We start from the raw sequence: 21,902 nt of genomic DNA, 5'->3' as shown, positions 1-21,902 counted from the left end.
TGTGGGGAGGGGTTGGGGAGGGGTCTTTTCCGACAACACGCGCCTAAACCTCATGGCTATGCCCCGTCCTCAGCCCCTCGCGGACGCGATGGGCGATCTCCAGGAATTCGGGGGTGTCGCGGATGTCGAGCGGGCGTTCGGCCGGCAGGGGCGAGTCGATCACGTCGGTGACGCGGCCCGGGCGCGGCGACATCACCACGATCTTGGTGGAGAGATAGACCGCCTCGGGAATGGAGTGGGTGACGAAACAGATCGTCTTGTTGGTGCGCGCCCAGAGTTTCAGCAGCTCTTCGTTCAGATGGTCGCGGACGATTTCATCCAGCGCGCCGAAAGGCTCGTCCATCAACAACAGATCGGCGTCGAAGGCGAGCGCGCGGGCGATCGAGGCGCGCTGCTGCATGCCGCCGGAAAGCTGCCAGGGGAATTTCTTCTCGAAACCGGAAAGGCTGACGAGATCGAGCGCTTCGGCGATGCGCCTCGCCCGGTCGGCGCCGGAATAACCCATGATCTCCAATGGCAGGGCGATGTTGTTTTCGATGGTGCGCCAGGGATAGAGCGCCGGCGCCTGGAAGACATAGCCGTAGGCGCGAGCCTTGCGGGCTTCTTCCGGCGTCATGCCGTTGATCGAAATCTCGCCCGACGTGCTCTTTTCGAGATCGGCGATGACGCGCAGGAAGGTCGTCTTGCCGCAGCCCGACGGGCCGATGAAAGAGACGAAGTCGCCCTTGCGGACATCGAGATTGACATCGCTGAGGGCCTGCACCGGGCCGTCATTCGCCTGGTAGGTGAGACAGAGATCCTTGGCGGATACGACGGAGGGTGCTTGCATCAATGCGACCGTTCTTGTTTTCGCCGCGGGGAGGCGGTTTGCATGTTACCATCGCCACAGGCACTGCCGGCGGCACATTTCATGGAGGAAGAGAATGGACGCGACATCACAACCTACCTGCCACATCGTTCGCCCCAAGCATGCCTATGACGGCAAGCAGGGGCTCAGCTACTTCGAAGGGATAGCGGCCGAGACGGTCGGCGCCAAGGGCATCTGCATGCACCTCCTGACGATCCCGCCCGGCGTACGCGCCAAGGCGCATCTGCACGAGGCGCACGAGACGGCGATCTACGTGCTCTCCGGCGAGGCCCATACCTGGTACGGGGACCGGCTGGAGCATCACGCCATCACCCATGCCGGCGAGCTCTTCTACATCCCGGCCGGCGTGCCGCATATGCCGGCGAACCTCAGCAGCACGCCATGCACGGCAGTTATTGCCCGCACCGATCCACACGAGCAGGAAAGCGTCGTGCTTCTCCCGGAGCTGGACGCGCTGGTGCCGGCGTGAGGTCATCCGCATGAAGGCGTCGTTCCCCGGTTGATGGCGGTATCATTATGCTCCATCGTCATACGCCGGTTGCCGGAATGCCGCTTCGTTCCACCTTGCGCGGAGAGGTGATCTCCTTCCAGGTGGATAGTGCCTTGCTGACGGCAGTGACCGGTTCGCGCCTCACGAATTCGCCGTGGCCCTCGCGGGTTTTGATCGTGCTTTCCTCGATGGCGACCACGCCGCGCGTCAGCGTGAAGCGTGGCAGGCCCGTCACTTCCTTGCCCTCGAAGACGTTGTAATCAATCGCGGACTGCTGGGCCTTGGACGAGATGACCTTCGAACGGTTTGGGTCCCAGACAACTATGTCCGCATCGGCGCCGACGAGGATCGCGCCCTTCTTCGGATAGATGTTGAGAATCTTGGCGATATTGGTCGAGGTGACGGCGACGAATTCGTTCATCGTCAGCCTGCCGGTGTTGACGCCGTGGGTCCAGAGCATCGGCATGCGGTCTTCGAGACCGCCGGTGCCGTTCGGGATCTTGGTGAAGTCGCCGACGCCGAACCGCTTCTGTGCCGTGGTGAAGGCGCAATGGTCGGTGGCGACCACCTGCAGCGAGCCGGAGGCAAGCCCGGCCCAGAGGCTGTCCTGATGCTGCTTGCTGCGGAAGGGCGGCGACATGACGCGGCGGGCGGCGTGATCCCAGTCGGGATTGGAATATTCGCTTTCGTCCAGCGTCAGATGCTGGATCAGCGGCTCGCCATAGACGCGCATGCCCTTGGCGCGGGCGCGGCGGATCGCTTCATGCGCCTGTTCGCAGGAGGTATGGACGATATAGACTGGGCAGCCGGCCATGTCGGCGATCATGATGGCGCGGTTGGTGGCCTCGCCCTCGACTTCAGCCGGACGGGAATAGGCATGCGCCTCGGGGCCGTTATTGCCTTCGGCGAGCAGCTTTGCCGACATCGAGGCGACGACGTCGCCGTTTTCGGCATGCACGAGCGGCAGCGCGCCGAGCTCGGCGCAGCGCTGGAAGGAGGCGAACATCTCGTCGTCGTCGACCATCAGCGCGCCTTTGTAGGCCATGAAATGCTTGAAGGTGTTGATGCCCTTGCCGCGAACGATGGTCTCCATCTCCTTGAAAACCTGCTCGCTCCACCAGGTGACCGCCATGTGGAAGGAATAGTCGCAATTGGCGCGGGTCGACTTGTTGTCCCACATGGTCAGCGCTTCAAGCAGCGACTGGCCCGGGGCAGGCAGGGCGAAATCGACCACCATGGTCGTGCCGCCGGAAAGGGCCGCGCGCGTACCGCTTTCGAAATCGTCGGAGGAATAGGTGCCCATAAAGGGCATTTCCAGATGGGTGTGCGGGTCGATACCACCCGGCATGGCATAGCAGCCGGAGGCGTCGAGCGTCTCGTCGCCGGAGAGGTTCGGACCGATCTCGACGATCTTGCCGCCGCCGATCTTGACGTCAGCCTTATAGGTGAGGTCGGCCGTGACGATGGTACCGTTTTTGATGACTGTGGTCATGATCGTTGCCTATCCTTATTTGTGAATGCGGCTGGCGAATAGAAGCCGGGCAGTTCGGGACTGAATTCGAGTCGGCCCTGCAAGGCCGCAAGGATCGTTTCGAGTCCGGAGCGCCGCTCGCGCGAGATTTCCTGATTCCAGAAGCGCAAGACCGAATAGCCATTGGCATTGAGCCATTCGGTTCGGCGTTGATCCGTCGTGCTTTCGGCGTGCTGGAAGCCGTCGACTTTGGGAGAAGGGGGAAGACGCAACGTTAGCCGCTCCCTTCTCCCCAGCGGGGAGAAGGTGGGCCGAAGGGTCGGATGAGGGGGCTCCGGGCGAGACATCAGACATCACACCACGATCTCCGCCGTCTCGACCACCGCGTGGAACAGCACATCGGCGCCCGCTGTCGCCCATTCCTTGGAAATCTCTTCCGCTTCGTTGTGCGAGAGGCCGCCGACGCAGGGGCACATGACCATCGTCGCGGGCGCGACCTTGGCGGCCCAGCAGGCGTCGTGGCCGGCGCCGGAGATGAGGTTCATGTGGGTGTAGCCGAGGCGTTCGGCGGCGGAGCGAACCGCGGTGACGAGCTTTTCGTCAAAGGTGACGGGGGCGAAATGGCCGATCGCCTCGATGGAGCAGCCGACACCCAGGGCATCGCAGATGCCAGGCGCTTCCGCCTCGATCTTTGCCCGCATGCGGTCGAGCTTGGCCTTGTCGGGCGAGCGGATATCGACGGTGAAGACCACCTTGCCCGGCAGCACGTTGCGGGAATTCGGCGAGAAGAAGACCTGGCCGACGCCGCCGACGGCGCCCGGCTGCTCGTCCATCGCCACACCCTGAACCATTTCCAGGATGCGCGACATGGCAAGGCCGGCATTGACGCGCATGTTCATCGGCGTCGAGCCGGTATGGGCCTCCTTGCCGGTCAGGGTGAATTCCAGCCACCACAGGCCCTGACAATGGGTGACGACGCCGATCTGCTTGTTCTCGGCTTCGAGGATCGGGCCCTGTTCGATGTGATATTCGAAATAGGCGTGCATCTTGCGGGCGCCCACCTCTTCGTCGCCGACCCAGCCAATGCGCTTCAACTCGTCGCCGAACAGATTGCCCTCGGGATCCTTGCGATTATAGGCAAAGTCGAGGCTGTGCACTCCGGCGAAGACGCCCGAGGCCAGCATGGCCGGGGCGAAACGGGCGCCTTCCTCGTTCGTCCAGTTGGTCACAACGATCGGGTGTTTGGTTCTGATGCCGAGGTCGTTCATGGTGCGCACGACCTCGAGAGCCGCGAGCACGCCGAGAACGCCATCATATTTGCCGCCGGTGGGCTGGGTGTCGAGATGCGAGCCGACATAGACGGGCAAAGCATCGGGATCGGTGCCGGGGCGGGTGGCGAACATCGTGCCCATCTGGTCGATGCCCATGGTGAGGCCCGCGTCGTCACACCATGTCTTGAACAGGCTGCGGCCTTCGGCATCCGAATCCGTCAGCGTCTGGCGATTGTTGCCGCCGGCGATGCCCGGTCCGATCTTCGCCATGTCCATGAGACTGTCCCAGAGACGGTCGCCATTGACGCGCATGTTCTCGCTTGGTGCTGCCACCATTTTTCAAGCCCTCACCTGTTTGCGGCAGTCATGCGAAGTGGCATGCCTGCCTGTTCCCGTGGTCTATTCCTGCGCCTCTTATTGGTTTTGTCGAGCGCCGGAAAATCGCCAGTTGCCTTTGTTTTTCATCTGGCGGATAATTTGACCGATTGGTAAACATTACAACTTCCATCGCCGGGCTCAAGACGAAAATCACGAAAATTGCCGATAAAAATACGGGCAGTTGCTCAAGCAAGCGGCAGGGTCGCCGCCAGTCGAAAACTTGAGCGAAGAGGTTGAATTTCAAGGGGAAACGACAGCCTGTGACCATACCGAGAGCAGCGAAAACCCTGAGGCGGACGCGAATCCAGGAGGAGAAGGAAGAGCAGATCCTGGAAGCGGCGCTCGACGTGTTTTCGGCAAGCGGCTTCCGCGGCTCGACCATCGACCAGATCGCCGAAGTGGCCGGCATGTCGAAACCCAACCTGCTTTATTACTTTCGCACCAAGGAAGCCATGCACCGGGCGCTGATCGACCGGGTGCTTTACACCTGGCTGGAGCCGTTGCGCGCCTTCGACGCCGAAGGCAATCCGGAAGAGGAAATCCGCAGCTATATCAGACGCAAGCTGGAGATGGCCCGCGATTTTCCACGGGAAAGCCGGCTCTTCGCCAATGAGGTGCTGCAGGGCGCGCCGCATATCGAGGACGAGCTAAAGGGTCCGCTGAAGGAACTGGTCGACGAGAAAGCCGAGGTCATCCGCGCCTGGGCGAAATCAGGCAAGATCACCGAATGCGATCCATACCACCTGATCTTCTCGATCTGGTCGACGACCCAGCATTATGCGGATTTCGACGTACAAGTGCGCGCTGTGCTCGGACAGGAGCATGCCGGTGAGGGCCGCTTCGAGGATGCGGCGCGGTTTCTGGAACAGCTCTTCATCGGCGGCCTGCGGCCGGATCGCTCCGAAAGCTGATGTCTACTTACGTTTAGGAAGCGGCAGACGGGCGAGACTGTCCGTCACAGCTTCCATCGTATAGGGCTTTTGTAAGACGGGCGCATCCGAATGACTGTTCGCCTGGGCGATGCCCTCCCCATAGCCTGTGGCAAAAATGAAGGGCACACCTCCGGCTGCCAGTCGGTCGGCAATCCCGAAGCTGGTCTCATCACCGAGATCGACATCGAGAAGCGCCAGGTCGAAGGACCGGTGGTCCAGGATTTTCATGGCCTCGGCAACGCTTGGTACGGTTGCTACTTCGGCGCCCAGCCGGCGCAATATATCTTCGCCGTCCATGGCAATGATCAGGTTGTTTTCCACCAGCAGCACGCTCAGGCCGGAAAGCGGCTGTCGACCGCCTGCAATCAGCTTGGGTGCAGCTGCGCCGAACGGCGTTGAATCTGATCGCTCACTCGTCGGGCGGACAACATACCGCCCCGGAATGAAGAAATCCGCTTCGAGCCCGTTCCTGTTGTAGCGCACTTCGGCCTTGCCGCCGAGGTCATAGGGAATTGAGCGCCGAATGATCGTCGAGCCGAAGCCGTGATGCGTGGGTTCGGTGACGGAGGGGCCATCCTTTTCGCGCCAGCCAATGCGCAGATTGCCTTCGTCATCGCGGGACCAGCCGAGTTCGACGATGCCGCTGCCAGTGCCGGAAAGGCTGCCATATTTGGCGCTGTTGGTCATCAGCTCGTGGAAAACAAGGGCAGCGGTGGAAAAGGCCTGCGGCTCCAGCAGCACGTCCTCGCCGCGCATCTGAATGCGTTGCGCATATTTGCCAAGATAGGCGGCGGTCTCGGCCAGCAGCAATTGCCGAAGCGAAGCAGGCGCCCAGTGATCGCGGGTAATCTGGTCATGAGCACGGGCGAGTGACTGGACGCGGCCCTCGATCTGGCGGATGTAGTCGCTGAGGCTCACGGACGTTGTCTGCGACTGGCGGATGATGCCGGTGATCAGGCTCAGTATGTTGCGGACGCGGTGGTTGAGTTCGGCGATCAGCAGCTCGTGTCGCTCATTTGCCATCTGGCGCGCCATGCTGGCCTCGTCCGTCAGGCGCAAAACCACCTCAATCAGCGTGGCGCGGATCGTTTCGGCGACGCGGCGCTCCGCTTCCGTGAACGGAAGTGAGCGGCCGCGCACCAGTTCCGACCAGGCCTCGAAACTCTTGCGCGGCGTCAGCCTCGGGCCGTTGGGTCCATATTCCACCGGCTTGTGCGGGTCGCCGCCCCAACGGACGGTCCGCACCAGCTCCTGGCGGAAGAGCACGACATAATCGCGCGGCGAGCGCGAGATCGGGATCGCCAGCATGCCCGCCACCGCACCGTCGATCCCGAGCTCCGGATAGGTTTCGGCAAGCCTGTCGACGGCATAGATGCGGCCGGCGGCGTTGCGATTGAGATGGCGGACGAGGGCCGCAAAATTTTTCTCATCCGGCCCGATGCCGGCAAGCGCCAGCCGGCCGTTGATCCACACACCGATCCCGTCGGCAGGAATGGCGTCGGCGAGCGCCTCGATCAGCCAGGCCGGGTCGTCGAGCAGACTGGCATTGTCGGCGACGGAGGTGAGAAGCCGGTCGGCGATGCGACGCGCCTTGGTCTCATAGTCGAGCGCCAACCGCCGTTCCCGGCTTTCCAGACGCGACGCGAACATCTGACCGAAGAGTTCGGCGGTGGAGCGGCTTTGAGCCGACGGCAGGCGCGGGCCGTAATGGTGGCAGGCAAAGAGGCCCCAGAGCTTGCCATCCACCACGATCGATATGGAGAGCGAAGCGCCGACGCCCATATTCTTCAGATATTCGATGTGGATCGGCGAAACCGAGCGCAGCACCGACATGGAGAGATCGAGCGGCTGGCCGCGTTCGTCGCGTTCCGGAAGGACCGGGACCGGAACGGCATCGACATCGGCAATGATGCGGAACAGGTTGCGCAGGTAAAGCGCTCGCGCCTGCACCGGGATGTCGGAAGCGGGATAATGCAGTCCCAGGAACGAGCCGATGCCGCTGCGGGCGGCTTCGGCTACAACCTCGCCGGAACCGCCTTCGTCGAAACGATAGACCATGACCCGGTCGAAGCCGGTCAGGGCGCGCGCCTGTCTTGCCCCCTCGCGGAAGAAGGCATCCAGCGTTTCCGACTGGTCGAGGCGGGACATCATGCTGCGCATGGAGAGGGATGGGGCGTTGCGCCTATCTTCCTGGCAGCGCTCGCCTTCGATGATGACCTGATCTTCATTGAAGTGCACGGCAACGTCAAACTTGGATTGATCGGGCGTCAGGGCGATCGCGAAAATGCGCTCGACGACATCGGCACCGCGCAAGGTGGTGAGCTTATTGCGGATCGCATGGAGCGCTTCGGGCATGATCAGCGTGGAAGCGGGACGGCCGAGAGCATCGGCCTGTGTCACGCCCAGAAAGTCTGCAAGGTTTACGGAGGCGCGTGTGACGATCCAATCCGAAGATACTGCCAGCAGAAAGCCGAAGGGCTGGATTGCGCCGAGCTGATGGATCGGCTCGCGGTCGCAATTGGTGAGGTCGACGGGTTCGCGTGTGCCGCTCATGGGACGGCTTCCAGTTCAAGCTGACCGGCTTTGAGGAAGAGATCGAAGACAGTGCGGGCCGCGGAGACGGCCGCCGCGGGATCGTCGACATCGCTCGCGTCGAGGCGCTCCATGAAGAGACGCATGGCGCCCTTCGACCCTTGCGGCGCGAGATAGCTGCTCGGCAGGTGATCCGGCACGGATTTGGCGAGCAGAGCGCCGCCGAGCTTGGAGCCTTCGAGCACATAGAGCGCTCCCCAGAGTGCCGCTTCGCAGCCGAGCGCCGGCGGCGAAAGGAGCGCCGGCATTTGATCGCCGAGCGCGCGGATATCGGCAAAGAGAAGCGGCGCGCGTCTGCGTTCCGACCAGTCGGGCAGCAGGCGGAGGATTCCGGCATTCTCGATCGCATTTTCGGCGGCCGGCACGATCCGGGCATGCGCGCGCAGGAATGTCCTATACCGCTCTCTATTGGAAAGATCGAAAGTGCCGAAAAGCATATCGACCTCGGCGTGGCAATCTGCTGTTTGTGCGCGAAGCACGCTGCGAAGTGACATGCGGACCGGTCTACGGATTATGGCATAGGGTGCCGTTCATCTGAGGATGAACTAGCGATATATTGCAGCATTCCCGTATTTCCAGGGAAGCCCATAGAAAAACATGGGCTTCCCTCAACTCCATGTGACCGCATGATGAGGGCATTGTCCGTCTTATTCGGCAGCCATGGCCGCGCTTTCGAAGGCAAAGCCCTCGTCGGCCCAGCCGGTCATGCCGCCGATCATCAACTTCGTCCTCAGGCCGAGCTTGGCGAGGCGGAAAGCGGCCTTATCGGCGCCGTTGCAGTGGGGACCGGCGCAATAGACGACGAACAGCGTGTCCCTTGCCCATTCCGACATGCGGTGCGCGGTCATCTTGCCGTGCGGAAGATTGATCGCGCCAGGTACATGGGATTGCGCAAACAGGGCCGCCGAGCGCACGTCGAGGAGAACGAAATCGACCTTGGCGCCGGCAAAGGCAGCATGGACATCCGAGCAATCGGTTTCGAAGGCGAGCTTGGCGGCATAATGGGCGGCGGCGAGATCGGGCTCGGCGGCGGGTATTTCGGCGACAGGGCTTGGCATATGTCTTCCTTCCCGTGTTGGAATTGCAGCCTGGTATCGCCGATGCTAGAGCTTTGCGAAATTGGCCATCATGACTGACACCGTAAAAATCATGCCAAACACATCGCCGCATCGAACAAAAGGACCGCTGGTCGCAGCCCTTGCCTATGATGGGCTCTGCACCTTCGAATTCGGCATCGCCTATGAGGTCTTCGGCCTGCCGCGCCCGGAGATGGGCGAAGGCTGGTATCGCTTCTCCGTCTGCGGCATCGAGTCGGGGCCGCTGCGCGCCGCCGGCGGGTTGACGGTCGCCGTCGACAAGGGATTGGAGGTGCTTGAGGAGGCGGACCTGATCGTCGTGCCGGGCTGGCGGGCGATCGATGCGCCGGTGCCTGCGCCGCTCGCCGCAGCGCTTAGGGCAGCTCACCAGCGCGGCGCGCGTGTCATGTCGCTCTGCTCCGGCGTTGCCGTGCTTGCCGGGGCCGGTCTGCTGGCCGGACGGCGGGCGACCACGCATTGGCGCTACGTCGCCTCCGTCGCAGCGCGTTATCCCGACATCACTCTTGACGCCAATGTTCTCTACGTGGACGAGGGCAGCATCCTGACGGCGGCGGGAAGCGCGGCCGGCATCGATCTCAGCTTGCATGTGGTGCGCGGTGATTTCGGCCCGGATGCCGCAAACAGCGTGGCGCGACGTCTCGTCGTTCCGCCGCATCGTGAGGGCGGGCAGGCGCAGTTCATCGCGGCTCCCGTGCCGGAGGAGCGCGAGGGTATGCGTCTCGGACCGCTGATCGAATGGATGCGGGAAAAGCTGTCCGAGGAACAGCCGATCAATCTGCTCGCCAAAAGAGCGGGCATGAGCATGCGCACCTTTCAACGTCGCTTCGAAGCCGCAACGGGTGAGAGTGTCGGCGAGTGGCTGCTGAAGGAGCGGCTGCGGCATGCGCGCGATCTTCTCGAGAAAGAGCTTGCGGTATCGCTCGACGACATCGCCATATCAAGCGGCTTTGGCACGCTGGCGACCATGCGGCATCATTTTCGTCGGAGGCTGGGGACGAGCCCAGGCGCCTATCGGAAATCATTCTGCGGTTAGCGCGCCTCATGCTTGCAATTCCCAGCACCGCAACAAAGCCCTGGCGCTTCAGCGCCTCCAAGCAATGTTGCACCAAATTGAGGCTGAGAAGCAGGCGGCGACCAAATCCGGACGCTTTGTCGCCAACCGGACCATCGAACGGGGCAACGAGATCAGGACTTTCCAGCTGTGATCCGGCATGTCGCTCTGCCCGCATGATGAGCGGCGCCCTTCTGTAAAGGGCGCCGCCACCTTCAGTCACGGTTTCTAAAAATAGTAATCCCGTTGAATGCCGTCATAGCGGCCGGAATGCAGGCAGCAATTCTTGAAACCGCCTCCTGGAACCGCAGGGGCAGGGATCGTTGCGGCCGAGTTTTTCGATCAATTCGACATCGCCATGAACGATCTGCGAACCGGTCTTGACCCGGGCTTCGGACGGGAAGGATTTACGTCGTTTCGACGTGACCTCAAAAGCTGAAGTCGGTGAGGTGTTTGCGAGCCATGGCTGCCTCCTCTGCGGTACACGCTGCGATCGTGCAGCGAGTTCGACATAAATCTATTGCCGGTTCAATGCAACGCTGCGGATCGACCTTTGTCAACGGCGTTGCAAAGCCGTCACTCTGGTCGCGGCGAGACCTGCCATGTTCGTTTCGGAGCTTCACTCAGACGCTTATGGCGAACGCCTCGTATGGCTTGAGCTCAATGGTTTCGCTGATCGTCGCTATCGATCGTACGGGTATAGACGAAGACATTGGGGTGTCCAGGATCGGTATTCGCCGTAGACGATGAGCGGGTGCGTCTTCCGGAGGGCGATCAGCTTGCGATAGTGGTTCCAGGTCGACTTCTCGTCCCTAGTGGCCGCTTCGGCATTGACTTTCGAATAGTTGGGATTGACTTCGATCCAAGGCACACCGGTCGAAAAGCCGCCATAGGGGGCGGTGCTCCAATGCATTGGAGTGCGAGCGTTATCGCGGCCGTTCTCGTTTGCTCCGCGGATGAACTCCTCCGGTGCCGGCAGGTTCCGACAGGAAAAACACCCTCCATCATCCTGCGACGCCAGTGAACCTGAGAGGATCCAAGGAACTCAGCCCCTCCGGAACCGTTAGATGTTTCCAGCAAGGACTAACAGGAGACCGTCGTGGAGCCGCACCGAAGCAGTAGCTGGTATAAGGAGGCCGTGATCTACAGTATAGATGTTGAGAAATTTGCGGATGGCAATGGCGACGGCATTGGTGACTTCATCGGTCTTGCGGAAAAGCTGACATATCTTTCGGAGCTTGGCATCACCTGCATCTGGCTCCTTCCGTTTTATCGCAGTCCTGACCGCGACAACGGTTATGACGTCAGTGATTTTTACTCGATCAACCCGAAGGTGGGGACGCTTGAAGATTTCCTGGCTTTTCTGCACAGCGCTGGTGAGCACGGCATTCGCGTCATTATCGACCTCGTCGTCAATCACACCTCTGATCAGCCCCCCTGGTTCCAAGCCGCCAGACACGACGACGAGACGCGCTACCGCGATTACTATGTCTGGAGCGCCGACCCTCCACCCGTCGCTTCCGGGGCGAAGTCGATTTTTCCGGGCGAAGTGAACAGCCTCTGGACCTACGATGAGGTGGCGAGAGCCTATTATTTCCATAACTTCTACGACTTTCAGCCTGAACTGAATATTGCAAATCCGCAGGTGCGTGAAGAGATATTGCGTATCGTCGATTACTGGATTGCATTCGGCGTCAGCGGGTTCAGGCTGGACGCGGCTCCACTTATTATTGCCGACAAAGGGTTCGAACACGCCAACCCCCGCGATCCACATGGCGTATTGAGGCAGATTGGAAGCTATCTGCACAGCAGGCGACCGGGCGGTGTGCTTCTCGGAGAAGTCAATCTTCGGCCGGAGGCTTCCGACGCCTTCTTTGGAGAGGGGGACCAACTTCATCTTCTGCTGAATTTCATGCTCGCCTGCTACCTCTTCGCAGGTTTCGCCAGAGAGGACGCGGCCTCCATCAACCAAAGACTGAGCCTGCTTCCGGAGCCGCCAGCGGGCTGCGGCTGGGTAAATTTCTTGCGCAACCTCGATGAGCTCGATTTTTCACAGGTTCCGGCGGATTTGAAGAAGAATGTCTTCGACGCCTTTGCGCCGAAGGAAGAGATGCAGGCCTTCGGCCGCGGCATCCGCCGCCGCGTCGCGCCCATGCTAGGTGGCAATCAGCAGCGGATCGAACTTGCCTTCAGCATCATCTTTTCTCTGAGCGGGCCGCCGCTTATCGTCTACGGGGACGAGATTGGCATTGGGGAGGACCTTTCTCAGCCCGGACGCAGCACCGTGCGGGTACCGATGCAGTGGTCAGGGGAGAGGAACGCGGGGTTCTCCAACGCCAGCAGCGGAAAGCTATGCCAGCCGCTCGTCGCCGAGGGGCCGTTTTCCTATAGAAAGGTGAACGTGGCCGACCAGTGTGAGGACCCGAATTCTCTATTGAACAGGGTTAAGCGCTTTATTTTCCTACGCAGGAACCAGCCGCTTTTCACCAAGGGCCGGCTGGTGAGGCTGAGCGCCGGCGATCCGGCTGTTTTGGTCCACGGTTTTGAAGCGGCCGGCGCGCTCCTGTTGCTCGTCCATAATCTTGCGGATCGGCAAATCAGAACAGAAATCAACTTCGGCGGCATGCAACCCAAACGCTTTCGAGATCTCATAGGCAACATGGAGTACGAGGGGGTCGCCCATCCGCGCCCTGAGCTTGAGCCCTACGCCTATCACTGGTTTATTTCGGAAGGGAACGGATCATGACGCTGATCGGTTATCACGCGTCCCACGAACAATTTTCGCCAAGCGAGCTCCTCGGACATGTGCAAGCCGCAGAGGCCGCAGGTTTCCAGGCGGTGATGTCGTCGGACCACCTGACGCCATGGAGCGAGAGGCAAGGTCAGTCTGGCTTTGCATGGGCTTGGCTAGGGGCGGCGCTCCAGGCCACGCACTCTATTCCGTTCGGTATCATTACCGTTCCGATGGGCTGGCGTTATCATCCGGCACTGACCGCACAGGCGGGCGCGACGGTCGCGCAGATGTTTCCAGGGCGCTTGCCGTGGATTGCCGTCGGCAGCGGGCAGGCGATGAATGAGCATGTCACCGGCGACCGCTGGCCCTCGAAACCCGAAAGAAATGAACGGCTGAGGGCGGCGGTGGAAATCATGCGGGATTTATGGTCGGGGAAGCTTGTCAGTCGCGCAGAGCCCATCAAAGTCGATCAGGCACGCGTTCATACACTTCCCGACGACCTTCCACGGATTGTCGCCGGCGCGCTGTCGCCAAACACGGCAGAGTGGGCAGGCAGTTGGGCGGATGCGCTCATCACCATCAATCAGCCGCGGGACAAGCTTGGCGAGATCGTCGATGCCTTCCGGCGTGGGGGCGGGGCAGGAAAGCCACTCTACTTACAGACGCACATTTCCTATGCCGGGTCCGAAGACGAAGCCAGGACAAACGCCTACGACCAGTGGCGCAGCAACGCGATTTCCGCCGCTATCTCCGAGACGCTTCGATTGCCGGAGGAGTTCGACGAGGCCTGCCTCAAGGTGCGGCCGGAGGATATGGATGAGCACGTTCGCATCTCGGCCGAGCCGCATCGGCATGTCGAATGGCTGGAAGCCGATGTCGCGATGGGATTCGAGCAGATCTATATTCACAATGTCGGTCGCAATCAGCGCGAGTTCATCGAAATCTTCGGACGCGAGGTACTGCCGAACTTCCAGGCTGGAGCGTCGGTTGCTTCCTTCGATCGCTCTGCGCGGGATGACTTGGAAGGCAGGTCAGGGATCAGCTGATGAGCATGTCGGCAAATGCGGCTGGTCTCTCACATAACCGCACTCGAGAATAGACCTGTCTAAGGAGGTATCATGTTCAAAAAGTACGCCTATGCCTGGATCACCGTTGGCTTCTTCCTATTTTCGCTCGCCGGCCATTGGCTGTTTGGCTGGTTCGCCTTTGTCGGCGAGCAGCAGAGCCACGGGCAAACGCCTGAGATCAACGCCTACCTCATGGAAATGAGCAGAGACACTTTTGAAAACTGGCAGTCCGAATTCCTGCAATTGCTCTGGCAGGTCGTTGGTCTTGCCTACTTCCTCTATATCGGCTCCCCCTCTTCGAAAGAAAACGACGATCGTACGGAAGCAAAATTGGACGCTCTCATCAGATTGAATGGTGGAGAGAAGGCTGAAGCGATCATCGCTGAGATAGATAGGCACTTCATGAGAACGGGCGGGCATGCCGGCCCATACGCTCACGAACTGGAGACGCGCCGGGGACGTGAAAGGATCGGTGACGCCACCTGAACCGCTCAGGAGGATGGCGCCCGCATCGCATATCGGCTCGATCACGGTTGAGCTGGGCAACCCGTTCGTTGCGCCGGACTATCGATGAGCGTCGGCTTGTCGTCTGGACCCGCCTTATCGACCGCATGTCGGTTTTCTTTGCCCTGAGAGGATGCTGCACAAACCGGCCTCTACAGAGCGAGCGATGTTTTCGGTTAGGGGCCGGAGTTTTCGTCTCGCGAGATTCCGGCTTAACGGTCGTTCGTGGGGCCGGGTGAGGCCGGTCGACCGTTGCTCACCTTTACGGAGGCGAGAACCAAAGCAATATCCCCATTCAACACCCAACGCTTCTGAAAGTCATAAGGTCGGCGTCCGCTGCCGCCGTAAGAAGCGTCCTCGCTCGACCAGCAAAGACGCCATTGCTGGCCTTGTGGTGGAGCAAAAAGCGGATCCGGCAGACTATCGATGACGAGGTCCTTGCCGAAGTTGATTAGCAGCAGCCTCTCGTCAGACTGTTGCTCAGCGAAAAACCTCAGGAGAAAGGCGGAGCTCGATAGGACGCTGCCGTCTATCTGGCCATCACGAGCGCAGGCTTGGCGAGAAAAGGCCTTGTGTGTTTGACGCAGTTTGAGCAGGTCGCGATGAAGAAGAACGACAGCCGCGTTGTTTTCACATTCAGCCCAATCAAGCTTCGCGCTGTCGAACGTCTCGCGGGCACATGGGTCCGCCATCTGGATGATGAGCCGTTTGTCCCTCAGATTGGGGAATTGGCTGATGAATTCACGCCGACCTTGCCGTACAGTGTCGGCGAATTCTCCGTCATGATCTGCGAAATAACAGAAGGGAGATGAGGCGCCAAACTCCTGCCCTTGAAAGAGCATGGGTGTCTGCGGGCCCAGCAACTGGAGAGCTGTCAGGGCCCGAAGGCGGGCTGGCGACGTTATCTGGCCGATCCTGGCGCCGGTGCCGGAATTGGCGATCTGGTCGTGATTTTGGAGGAAGTGCACGAAATTCCACGGTTTGAGGTCGAGCCCGGCGGTTCCCCTCGGTCGGTCTTGCCAGTCATATCGCTGCCCCTGAAACAGACAGCCATATTTGGCGGCGGACACGAATTCCTGCGCTGTACCGCGATGATCATGGTAGTACCCTTCGTTGCGCCCGGTCAGAGCGACGGTGGCGGAACGATGGAAATCATCATTCCACAAGGCGTCCAGCCCATGCCCTCCCGTCGCTGCCGGCCGCACCATGTCGGTTTGTTGCGGCTCATTTTCGCTCACGAGATAGATCTGCCGTTGTCCTGCCGCGGCCTGCGCTTCCCTGGCGATGACCGTGACAATGTGTTCCAGGCTCGCGTCGAACAAGGCCTGGGTTGCATCGATACGCAGACCATCGAAATGGTATTCGTCGATCCAATAGGCCGCGTTTTTTGCGACATATTCCCGAACGCCGTGGCTGTTCGGGCCATCGAAGTTGATCGACTTACACCACTCGTTCGAGTAGCGCTCGGTGAAATAATCGGGCGTTAACTCGCAGAAACGCTCGCCGTGACCGAAGTGGTTGTAGACCACGTCGAGGATCACCCCGATGCCGATCCGGTGCGCCTCGTCGATGAAGGCGCGCACGTCATCCGGAGTTCCATAGAGGCGCGTCGGAGCATATAGCAGTGTGCCGTCATATCCCCAGCCGAATTCGCCTTCGAATTCATTGATCGGCATTATTTCAAGGCAGTTGATGCCGATTGCGCGCAGTTTCGCCAGCTTCTCCTTGGCCGCGACAAACGTACCTTCCCTAGTGAAGGTGCCGATGTGCATCTCGTAGAGAACAACTCCGATTGGGCGGATGCCTCGCCAATCACGATCATTCCACTGATAACGCCCCGGATCCACGACAACAGAAGGCCCCGATGGGCCATCGGGCTGAAAGCGCGAAGCAGGATCGGCAAGAAGATCGGTCGCGTCACCGAAGTGGAACCGGTATCTCGTGCCTGCAGCGTGACCAACGAGATAAAGGTGAAAATATCCGCCATCCTCCGCCGTCATCTCATACTCGACGTCGTCAATCACGAGGAAACAGCGCTTCCGCGCAGGAGCCCATATGCGGAATGAAACACCTTCAGCATCAACCTCCGCTCCAATCGGGAGACGTCGGCCTGAACCAGGGGGCATCGATTTCAAGTTTTCGCTGCTAGGGTTGTCGCGCATAGGTCTCTCGTGGAGATCGCCTGCGCTAACTTCGGCAGCGTCATGATGTTCCCAGAAGCGCCCTCGTCACCTCCGAGCTGCCAATCAAGCTCGGATTGGCATTCGCGGCAGCACAACGCCGCGGACTAGGCATGTCCGCAGCGTTGCAAAGCCGTCACTCCGCCGCCTGGCGGGCCATCGGATTGTTCGGGTGGGTCGTCCAGTTGGCATAGTTCGGATCGACGACGCGGCCGGTGCGTTTGTCGAGGGTCCCGGCGGCCAGCGGTTCCATGGTGATGCAGTTCTCGACCGGGCAGACGTTGACGCAGAGATTGCAGCCGACGCATTCCTCTTCGATCACCTCGAAATGGCGCAGGCCATTGACGACATTGGTGATCGCCTGGTGCGAGGTGTCCTCGCAAGCGATATGGCAGCGGCCGCATTTGATGCAGGCATCCTGGTCGATCTTCGCCTTGGCGATATAGTTGAGGTTCAGATACTGCCAGTCGGTGACGTTTGGCACGGCGCGGCCGGTGATGTCGTCGAGAGTGCGATGACCCTTTTCGTCCATCCAGTCGGAAAGGCCCGAGATCATCTCGTCGACGATCTTGAAGCCGTAGGTCATCGCCGCGGTGCAGACCTGGACGTTGCCGGCGCCGAGAACGAGGAATTCGGCGGCGTCGCGCCAGGTGGTGATGCCGCCGATGCCCGAGATCGGCAGGCCGTAGGTTTCAGGATCGCGGGCGATCTCGGCCACCATGTTGAGGGCGATCGGCTTGACCGCCGGGCCGCAGTAACCGCCATGGCTGCCCTTGCCGCCGACCGTTGGGTTGGGGGCGAAGTTGTCGAGGTCGACGGAGACGATCGAATTGATCGTGTTGATCAGCGAGACGGCGTCGGTGCCGCCGGCCTTGGCGGCGCGGGCTGGGCGGCGGATATCGGTGATGTTCGGCGTCAGTTTGGTGATGACGGGCATGCGGGTGTACTGCTTGCACCAGCGCACGACCATTTCGATATATTCCGGCACCTGGCCGACTGCCGAGCCCATGCCGCGCTCCGACATGCCGTGCGGACAGCCGAAATTGAGCTCGATGCCATCGGCGCCGGTCTCTTCGACGAGCGGCAGGATCGATTTCCAGGCCTGCTCTTCGCAGGGCACCATGATCGAGGCGATCAGCGCCCGGTCCGGCCAGTTCATCTTGACCTGCTTCATCTCCCGCAGGTTGGTGTAGAGGTCGCGGTCGGTGATGAGCTCGATATTGTTGAGGCCAAGCAGGCGGCGGTCGGCGCCCCAGATGGCGCCGTAGCGGGGGCCGTTGACGTTGACGACGGGCGGGCCTTCTTCGCCGAGCGTCTTCCATACCACGCCGCCCCAGCCGGCCTTGAAGGCGCGCTCGACATTATAGGCCTTGTCGGTCGGCGGCGCAGACGCCAGCCAGAACGGATTCGGGGATTTGATGCCGACGAAATTATTGCGCAGATCAGCCATGGTTCATTCTCCCCTTCAAGCAACCGCGACAGCCGGAGCGGCTGCTGCGGAGAGGGCGCGATGGATGGATTCAGCCGCGTCGCGGCCATGGGCAACAGCGGAAACCGTGAGGTCCTCGCCGCCGAAGACGCAGTCGCCGCCGGCCCAGACGCCGTCGAGGGAGGTGCGGCCTTCGACATCGACGGCGATGCGGCCGGATTCCATGCGCAGCGAACCGAGGCCGGAGGCGTCGAAGCTCTGGCCGATCGCCTTGAAGATCTGGTCGGCGGCGATCACGCCGGTCTCGCCGGTACCGACCAGGCGACCTTCGACGAGCTTGGTGTATTCCACTTCGATGGCGGCGACCTTGCCGTCCTGCGCCAGGATCGATTTTGGCGCCAGCCAATGGCGGATAATGACCCCCCTGGAGCTGGCCAGATCCTGCTCGAATTCCGAGGCGTTCATATGCTCCTTGCCGCGGCGGTAACAGATCGTCACCTCTTCGGCGCCGAGCAGCTTTGCCTGCACGGCAGCGTCGATCGCCGTCATACCGCCGCCGAGCACGACGACACGGCGGCCGATGGCGATGTCGCCCTTGTCTTCGGCCTGGCGCAGTGCGGCGATGAAATCGACGGCGTCGTCGACCCCGGCAAGGTTCTCGCCCTCGATGCGCAAGGCGTTCACGCCGGCAAGGCCGATGCCGAGGAAGACGGCATCATATTGCGCCTGCAGGTCGGCAAGCGAGAAATCGCGGCCGAGAAGGGTGCCGTGGCGGACTTCGATGCCGCCGATCGAAAGGACGTAATCGACTTCCTTCTGGGCGAAATCGTCGACCGTCTTATAGGTGGCGATGCCGTATTCGTTGAGGCCGCCAGATTTTTCCCTGCCATCGTAGATGGTGACGGAGTGGCCTTTCACCGCCAGGCGATGGGCGGCGGCAAGGCCTGCCGGGCCGGCGCCGACGACGGCGATGTTCTTTCCCGTGGCGTCGGCCCTGATATAGAACTGTCGGCCTGCCTGCATGGCGGCATCGGTCGCATAACGCTGCAGCCTGCCGATCTCGACCGGACGCTCTTCGGCGGTGTTGCGCACGCAGGCCTGTTCGCAGAGCTCTTCGGTGGGACAGACGCGGGCGCACATGCCGCCAAGGATGTTCTGATCGAAAATCGTCTTCGCCGAGCCGATCGGGTTGCCGGTTGAGATCTGCCGGATGAACAGCGGAATGTCGATCGAGGTGGGACAGGCCGTCATGCACGGCGCGTCATAACAGAAATAACAGCGATCGGCGGCGACCAGCGCCTCGTGATTGTCGAGGCGTGGATGAAGATCGGAAAAGTTAGCCTCATACTCGGCGGGCGAAAGCCGGCCGGCATGAATCCCAGTTTCCAGTCGTTCCATTGAAGTTCCCTCATTATTGGTAAACGGCCTGTGAGGGAAAGCCTAACTCAGGTTTAAAAATTTATCAAACGGTAAAATTTCCACGATCCGCTCTTGCGAGCGTCCGCGCAAGCTTCTGTTTTCACAGGAGAAATTCTCCCACTTTGGGTAAGTGAAATATTTGCGGGTTCGGCTCAGGCAGGGCGTCCGAAAAAAGATTCAAAAAGTGGATTTTTTTTACGATCCCAGGGAACCAAACTTGGACGTCCTCGTTAATGCGATATCCGGATGGTGATCGCATCGACCCAACATGCGCGCCCCCAACCCACTATCCGGACGTACTCACGGTCCCCTCCCGGTGAGTGAAGACAGCCGGTGCGCCGCCCTCGCACCGGCTGTTTTTCCGTTTGCCGTTTATCATTGAGGCTTTCACACACGCCTGAAGATTTCGAATTCTGTTTCCGGAATGCACAGCCGATATTCGATGCGACCGGGCACAAGGTTCAGTTCCGCTTTGCCGTTGACCGACGAGGGCACGACACGCTCCAGCACGGTGCGGCCGAAGCTGTTGTCGCTGAATTCGTGGACTTCCGACTGATCCTGCAGCACTTCAGCCCAGGCGATTTCGATCGCCCTTCTGTCGCCAATCGCAGCCTCCCGGCAGTTGAGCGTGATGGAGGCAGCGCCGCCGGCAATTGCGCCATAGGAGGCGGAGTTGACGATGAGTTCGTGGAGGGCGAGCCCGAGATGTACGGCGGCATTCGGCGTCAGATGCGCGTTGATGCCGTAGATCGGCATGGAGCCGGCTGTCTCCGGCCAGTAGGGGGCGAATTGTTTTTCGGCGAGTTCGAAGAGATAGGCGCCGCGCCAGCTCGAATCCGTGATCAGGTCCTGGGAATTGGAAAGCGATTGCAGCCGCCCGCGGAATTTCAGGAGGAAGCTGTCGAGAGAGAGTGTGTTGCGCGCCGTCTGCGTAGCGATGCCCTGGATGATGGCGAGAAGGTTCTTCGAACGGTGCGAGAGTTCGCGCAGCAGCGATTTCAGTACTTTTTCACGATGCCGGCTTTCGGTGACCTCAGTCATGACGGACAGAAGCCCGTGCCTGCCACGGTCACCGGTGCGCTGGATTTTCAGTTCATAGGTGCGCATTTCGCCGTCGACGTCGATCTCGACCTCGGCATTGTTGGGGATGCCGGTCTCCAGAACCTTGTGTTTCAGCGCTGTCAGATACTGCCCATGGATGTCACCGAAAAGGCCGGCATCAGTGCCGCCGGGCATGAAAAGCGCTGCGAAATGCGGCGGCAGATTTTCAGCGTAGAAAATCGAAAGCCGGGCGTCCTGGCAGAGAATTGAAATACCGGCGCTCCCGAGCGCCCGTTCCATCATTGCGGCTTTGCCTTCGAAGGTGAAAGGCGTGCCCGACAATGGTTCAGTCGTATTCACTCGGCCGCCTTTCCTTGTGACATCTTGAACGTCGCTGAAGGGAACGCCTTCCAGAAACCGCCTGCCAACTCTAGAACAAAGCGCTGCAAAAACCGTTAAGGCCGTCAGCGCGTCCCGGCAGCACCGGAACGCCTGTTTCGACGGTTTGGTTCCGAAGGCCGGAAAATTGCGTCTCAGGCGGCTACTTTGGTCGATTCATTGAAGAAAAGCGCTTGGCTGATCAGTGCCTTGACCATGTCGGGGTTGAAAGGTTTGGTGACGAGGAAAGTGGGTTCGGGGCGCTCGCCCGTCAGAAGCCGTTCCGGGAAAGCGGTGATGAAGATCACCGGCACGCTCGACGTCTTGAGAATGTCGTTGACCGCATCGATGCCGGAGCTGCCGTCGGCAAGCTGGATGTCTGCGAGCACCATGCTTGGCTTCGTCTTGTTGTAGAGCGCGACGGCTTCGGCATGGGTGCGGGCGATGCCGGTGACGCGGTGGCCGAGGCTTTCGACCATCTGTTCGATATCCATGGCGATCAACGGCTCGTCCTCGATGATCATGATATCGGTTGCCACCTGGCGGGAAATCTCCTGCGAAGCCTTGTCGAGCAGCTGCATGACATCCTGTTCGTCAAGCTCGAGAATTTCTGCGATTTCAGCGACGCGGAAATTCTCCACGGAAGCGAGCAAAAAGGCCTGACGGGCGCCGGGCGAAACTTTGGACAGATTGAGGGTGGCGCGCTGTTCCCACGCATATGGCGAGGTCGGCTCTGGAATCTGGACTGCAGTGGAACCAAACAGTTGCGTAAACAGTTTGTAGAGGGCGACCCGGTCATTCGCCGTATCCGGGAAAATCGACAGATCGGCGATGATTGCTTCAAGAACGGCGGCGACATAGGCGTCACCTGAAGTCTGGGTACCGGTCAGCGCGCGGGAATAGCGACGCAGGTAAGGCAGGTGCGGCGCAATTCGAGTAGAAAGTGTCATAAATGGCTCCTGTATACAGGCCGGCATTGGCTTCAATGAGCGGTTAACGT

At 60.6% G+C, this 21,902-nt stretch carries 19 protein-coding genes and 1 pseudogene; 6 read left to right on the top strand and 14 right to left on the bottom strand.

Going from position 1 to position 21,902, the window contains the following annotated elements; all coding sequences use genetic code 11:
* Positions 1–43: 43 nt before the first annotated feature.
* The gene (locus N2597_RS15620) at positions 44–829 is read right to left on the bottom strand and encodes an ABC transporter ATP-binding protein (RefSeq protein WP_096771460.1); all 786 of its coding nucleotides are present in this window, start codon (positions 827–829) and stop codon (positions 44–46) included.
* Between the two features lie 94 nt (positions 830–923).
* Between N2597_RS15620 and N2597_RS15615 the strand changes: the two genes are divergently transcribed.
* A complete protein-coding gene (locus N2597_RS15615) occupies positions 924–1,337 on the top strand; it encodes a cupin domain-containing protein (RefSeq protein ID WP_183598443.1) in 414 nt (137 codons plus the stop codon).
* A gap of 58 nt (positions 1,338–1,395) precedes the next feature.
* On the opposite strand, the gene hydA is transcribed toward N2597_RS15615, so the two are convergent.
* From hydA to N2597_RS15600, 3 genes and pseudogenes are all read right to left on the bottom strand, one after another.
* A complete protein-coding gene (gene hydA / locus N2597_RS15610; RefSeq protein ID WP_183598441.1) occupies positions 1,396–2,850 on the bottom strand; it encodes a dihydropyrimidinase in 1,455 nt (484 codons plus the stop codon).
* Positions 2,847–3,183, bottom strand: a pseudogene (locus N2597_RS15605) (endonuclease domain-containing protein). Before N2597_RS15605 ends, hydA begins: the two are co-directional and overlap by 4 nt.
* Positions 3,183–4,436 carry a Zn-dependent hydrolase gene (locus N2597_RS15600; protein ID WP_183598439.1) on the bottom strand — a complete coding sequence of 418 codons (1,254 nt, stop codon included), beginning with the start codon at positions 4,434–4,436 and terminating at the stop codon, positions 3,183–3,185. The pseudogene N2597_RS15605 and the gene N2597_RS15600 overlap by 1 nt, the downstream one beginning before the upstream one ends.
* A 275-nt stretch (positions 4,437–4,711) precedes the next feature.
* On the opposite strand from N2597_RS15600, the gene N2597_RS15595 reads away from it, so the two are divergent.
* Positions 4,712–5,389, top strand: a complete 678-nt coding sequence (locus N2597_RS15595; RefSeq protein ID WP_038690808.1) for a TetR family transcriptional regulator C-terminal domain-containing protein — start codon at positions 4,712–4,714, stop codon at positions 5,387–5,389.
* A 3-nt stretch (positions 5,390–5,392) separates the two neighbouring features.
* On the opposite strand, the gene N2597_RS15590 is transcribed toward N2597_RS15595, so the two are convergent.
* From N2597_RS15590 to N2597_RS15580, 3 genes are all read right to left on the bottom strand, one after another.
* Positions 5,393–7,963, bottom strand: coding sequence for an HWE histidine kinase domain-containing protein (locus N2597_RS15590; protein ID WP_183598437.1), 2,571 nt, complete (start codon positions 7,961–7,963; stop codon positions 5,393–5,395).
* Complete coding sequence (locus N2597_RS15585; RefSeq protein WP_183598435.1) at positions 7,960–8,496, bottom strand: biliverdin-producing heme oxygenase; 537 nt, start codon at positions 8,494–8,496, stop codon at positions 7,960–7,962. Before N2597_RS15585 ends, N2597_RS15590 begins: the two co-directional genes overlap by 4 nt.
* 153 nt (positions 8,497–8,649) lie before the next feature.
* A complete protein-coding gene (locus N2597_RS15580; protein ID WP_009993328.1) occupies positions 8,650–9,060 on the bottom strand; it encodes a rhodanese-like domain-containing protein in 411 nt (136 codons plus the stop codon).
* A gap of 70 nt (positions 9,061–9,130) precedes the next feature.
* Here N2597_RS15580 and ftrA point away from each other — a divergent pair, with 70 nt between their 5' ends.
* The gene (ftrA, locus tag N2597_RS15575) at positions 9,131–10,132 is read left to right on the top strand and encodes a transcriptional regulator FtrA (RefSeq protein WP_183598433.1); all 1,002 of its coding nucleotides are present in this window, start codon (positions 9,131–9,133) and stop codon (positions 10,130–10,132) included.
* Between the two features lie 274 nt (positions 10,133–10,406).
* Here ftrA and N2597_RS15570 read toward each other — a convergent pair whose 3' ends face one another.
* Together N2597_RS15570 and N2597_RS15565 are read right to left on the bottom strand one after the other, a co-directional pair.
* The gene (locus tag N2597_RS15570; protein WP_225880876.1) at positions 10,407–10,496 is read right to left on the bottom strand and encodes an SEC-C metal-binding domain-containing protein; all 90 of its coding nucleotides are present in this window, start codon (positions 10,494–10,496) and stop codon (positions 10,407–10,409) included.
* Positions 10,497–10,832: 336 nt separating this feature from the next.
* Positions 10,833–11,063 (bottom strand): alpha-amylase family glycosyl hydrolase, encoded by a 231-nt coding sequence (locus N2597_RS15565; protein ID WP_225881411.1) that lies wholly within the window; start codon positions 11,061–11,063, stop codon positions 10,833–10,835.
* 186 nt (positions 11,064–11,249) lie between these two features.
* Here N2597_RS15565 and N2597_RS15560 point away from each other — a divergent pair, with 186 nt between their 5' ends.
* The 3 genes from N2597_RS15560 to N2597_RS15550 all read left to right on the top strand — a co-directional run bounded on the left by N2597_RS15560 (position 11,250) and on the right by N2597_RS15550 (position 14,437).
* Positions 11,250–12,896, top strand: a complete 1,647-nt coding sequence (locus N2597_RS15560) for an alpha-amylase family protein (protein WP_183598431.1) — start codon at positions 11,250–11,252, stop codon at positions 12,894–12,896.
* Positions 12,893–13,930 (top strand): TIGR03885 family FMN-dependent LLM class oxidoreductase, encoded by a 1,038-nt coding sequence (locus N2597_RS15555; RefSeq protein WP_183598429.1) that lies wholly within the window; start codon positions 12,893–12,895, stop codon positions 13,928–13,930. Before N2597_RS15560 ends, N2597_RS15555 begins: the two co-directional genes overlap by 4 nt.
* Positions 13,931–14,002: 72 nt before the next feature.
* A complete protein-coding gene (locus tag N2597_RS15550) occupies positions 14,003–14,437 on the top strand; it encodes a DUF6766 family protein (protein ID WP_009990469.1) in 435 nt (144 codons plus the stop codon).
* A 230-nt stretch (positions 14,438–14,667) separates the two neighbouring features.
* On the opposite strand, the gene treZ is transcribed toward N2597_RS15550, so the two are convergent.
* The 5 genes from treZ to N2597_RS15525 all read right to left on the bottom strand — a co-directional run bounded on the left by treZ (position 14,668) and on the right by N2597_RS15525 (position 21,852).
* Positions 14,668–16,617 carry a malto-oligosyltrehalose trehalohydrolase gene (treZ, locus tag N2597_RS15545; RefSeq protein WP_183598427.1) on the bottom strand — a complete coding sequence of 650 codons (1,950 nt, stop codon included), beginning with the start codon at positions 16,615–16,617 and terminating at the stop codon, positions 14,668–14,670.
* A gap of 154 nt (positions 16,618–16,771) precedes the next feature.
* Positions 16,772–18,085: an NAD-dependent dihydropyrimidine dehydrogenase subunit PreA gene (gene preA, locus N2597_RS15540; RefSeq protein WP_038690796.1), complete on the bottom strand. Its 1,314-nt coding sequence runs from the start codon at positions 18,083–18,085 to the stop codon at positions 16,772–16,774.
* Positions 18,086–18,100: 15 nt separating this feature from the next.
* Entirely contained in the window at positions 18,101–19,462 is a 1,362-nt protein-coding gene (locus tag N2597_RS15535) for an NAD(P)-dependent oxidoreductase (RefSeq protein ID WP_183598425.1), read from the bottom strand.
* Positions 19,463–19,870: 408 nt separating this feature from the next.
* Complete coding sequence (locus N2597_RS15530; RefSeq protein WP_038690792.1) at positions 19,871–20,866, bottom strand: sensor histidine kinase; 996 nt, start codon at positions 20,864–20,866, stop codon at positions 19,871–19,873.
* Between the two features lie 191 nt (positions 20,867–21,057).
* Positions 21,058–21,852, bottom strand: coding sequence for a response regulator (locus N2597_RS15525; RefSeq protein ID WP_020922074.1), 795 nt, complete (start codon positions 21,850–21,852; stop codon positions 21,058–21,060).
* Positions 21,853–21,902: the final 50 nt, after the last annotated feature.

Origin of the sequence: Rhizobium sophoriradicis (assembly GCF_025200795.1) — a bacterium.
Classification (GTDB): Bacteria; Pseudomonadota; Alphaproteobacteria; order Rhizobiales; family Rhizobiaceae; genus Rhizobium; species Rhizobium sophoriradicis.
This window is presented reverse-complemented; position numbering and strand designations above follow the sequence as displayed.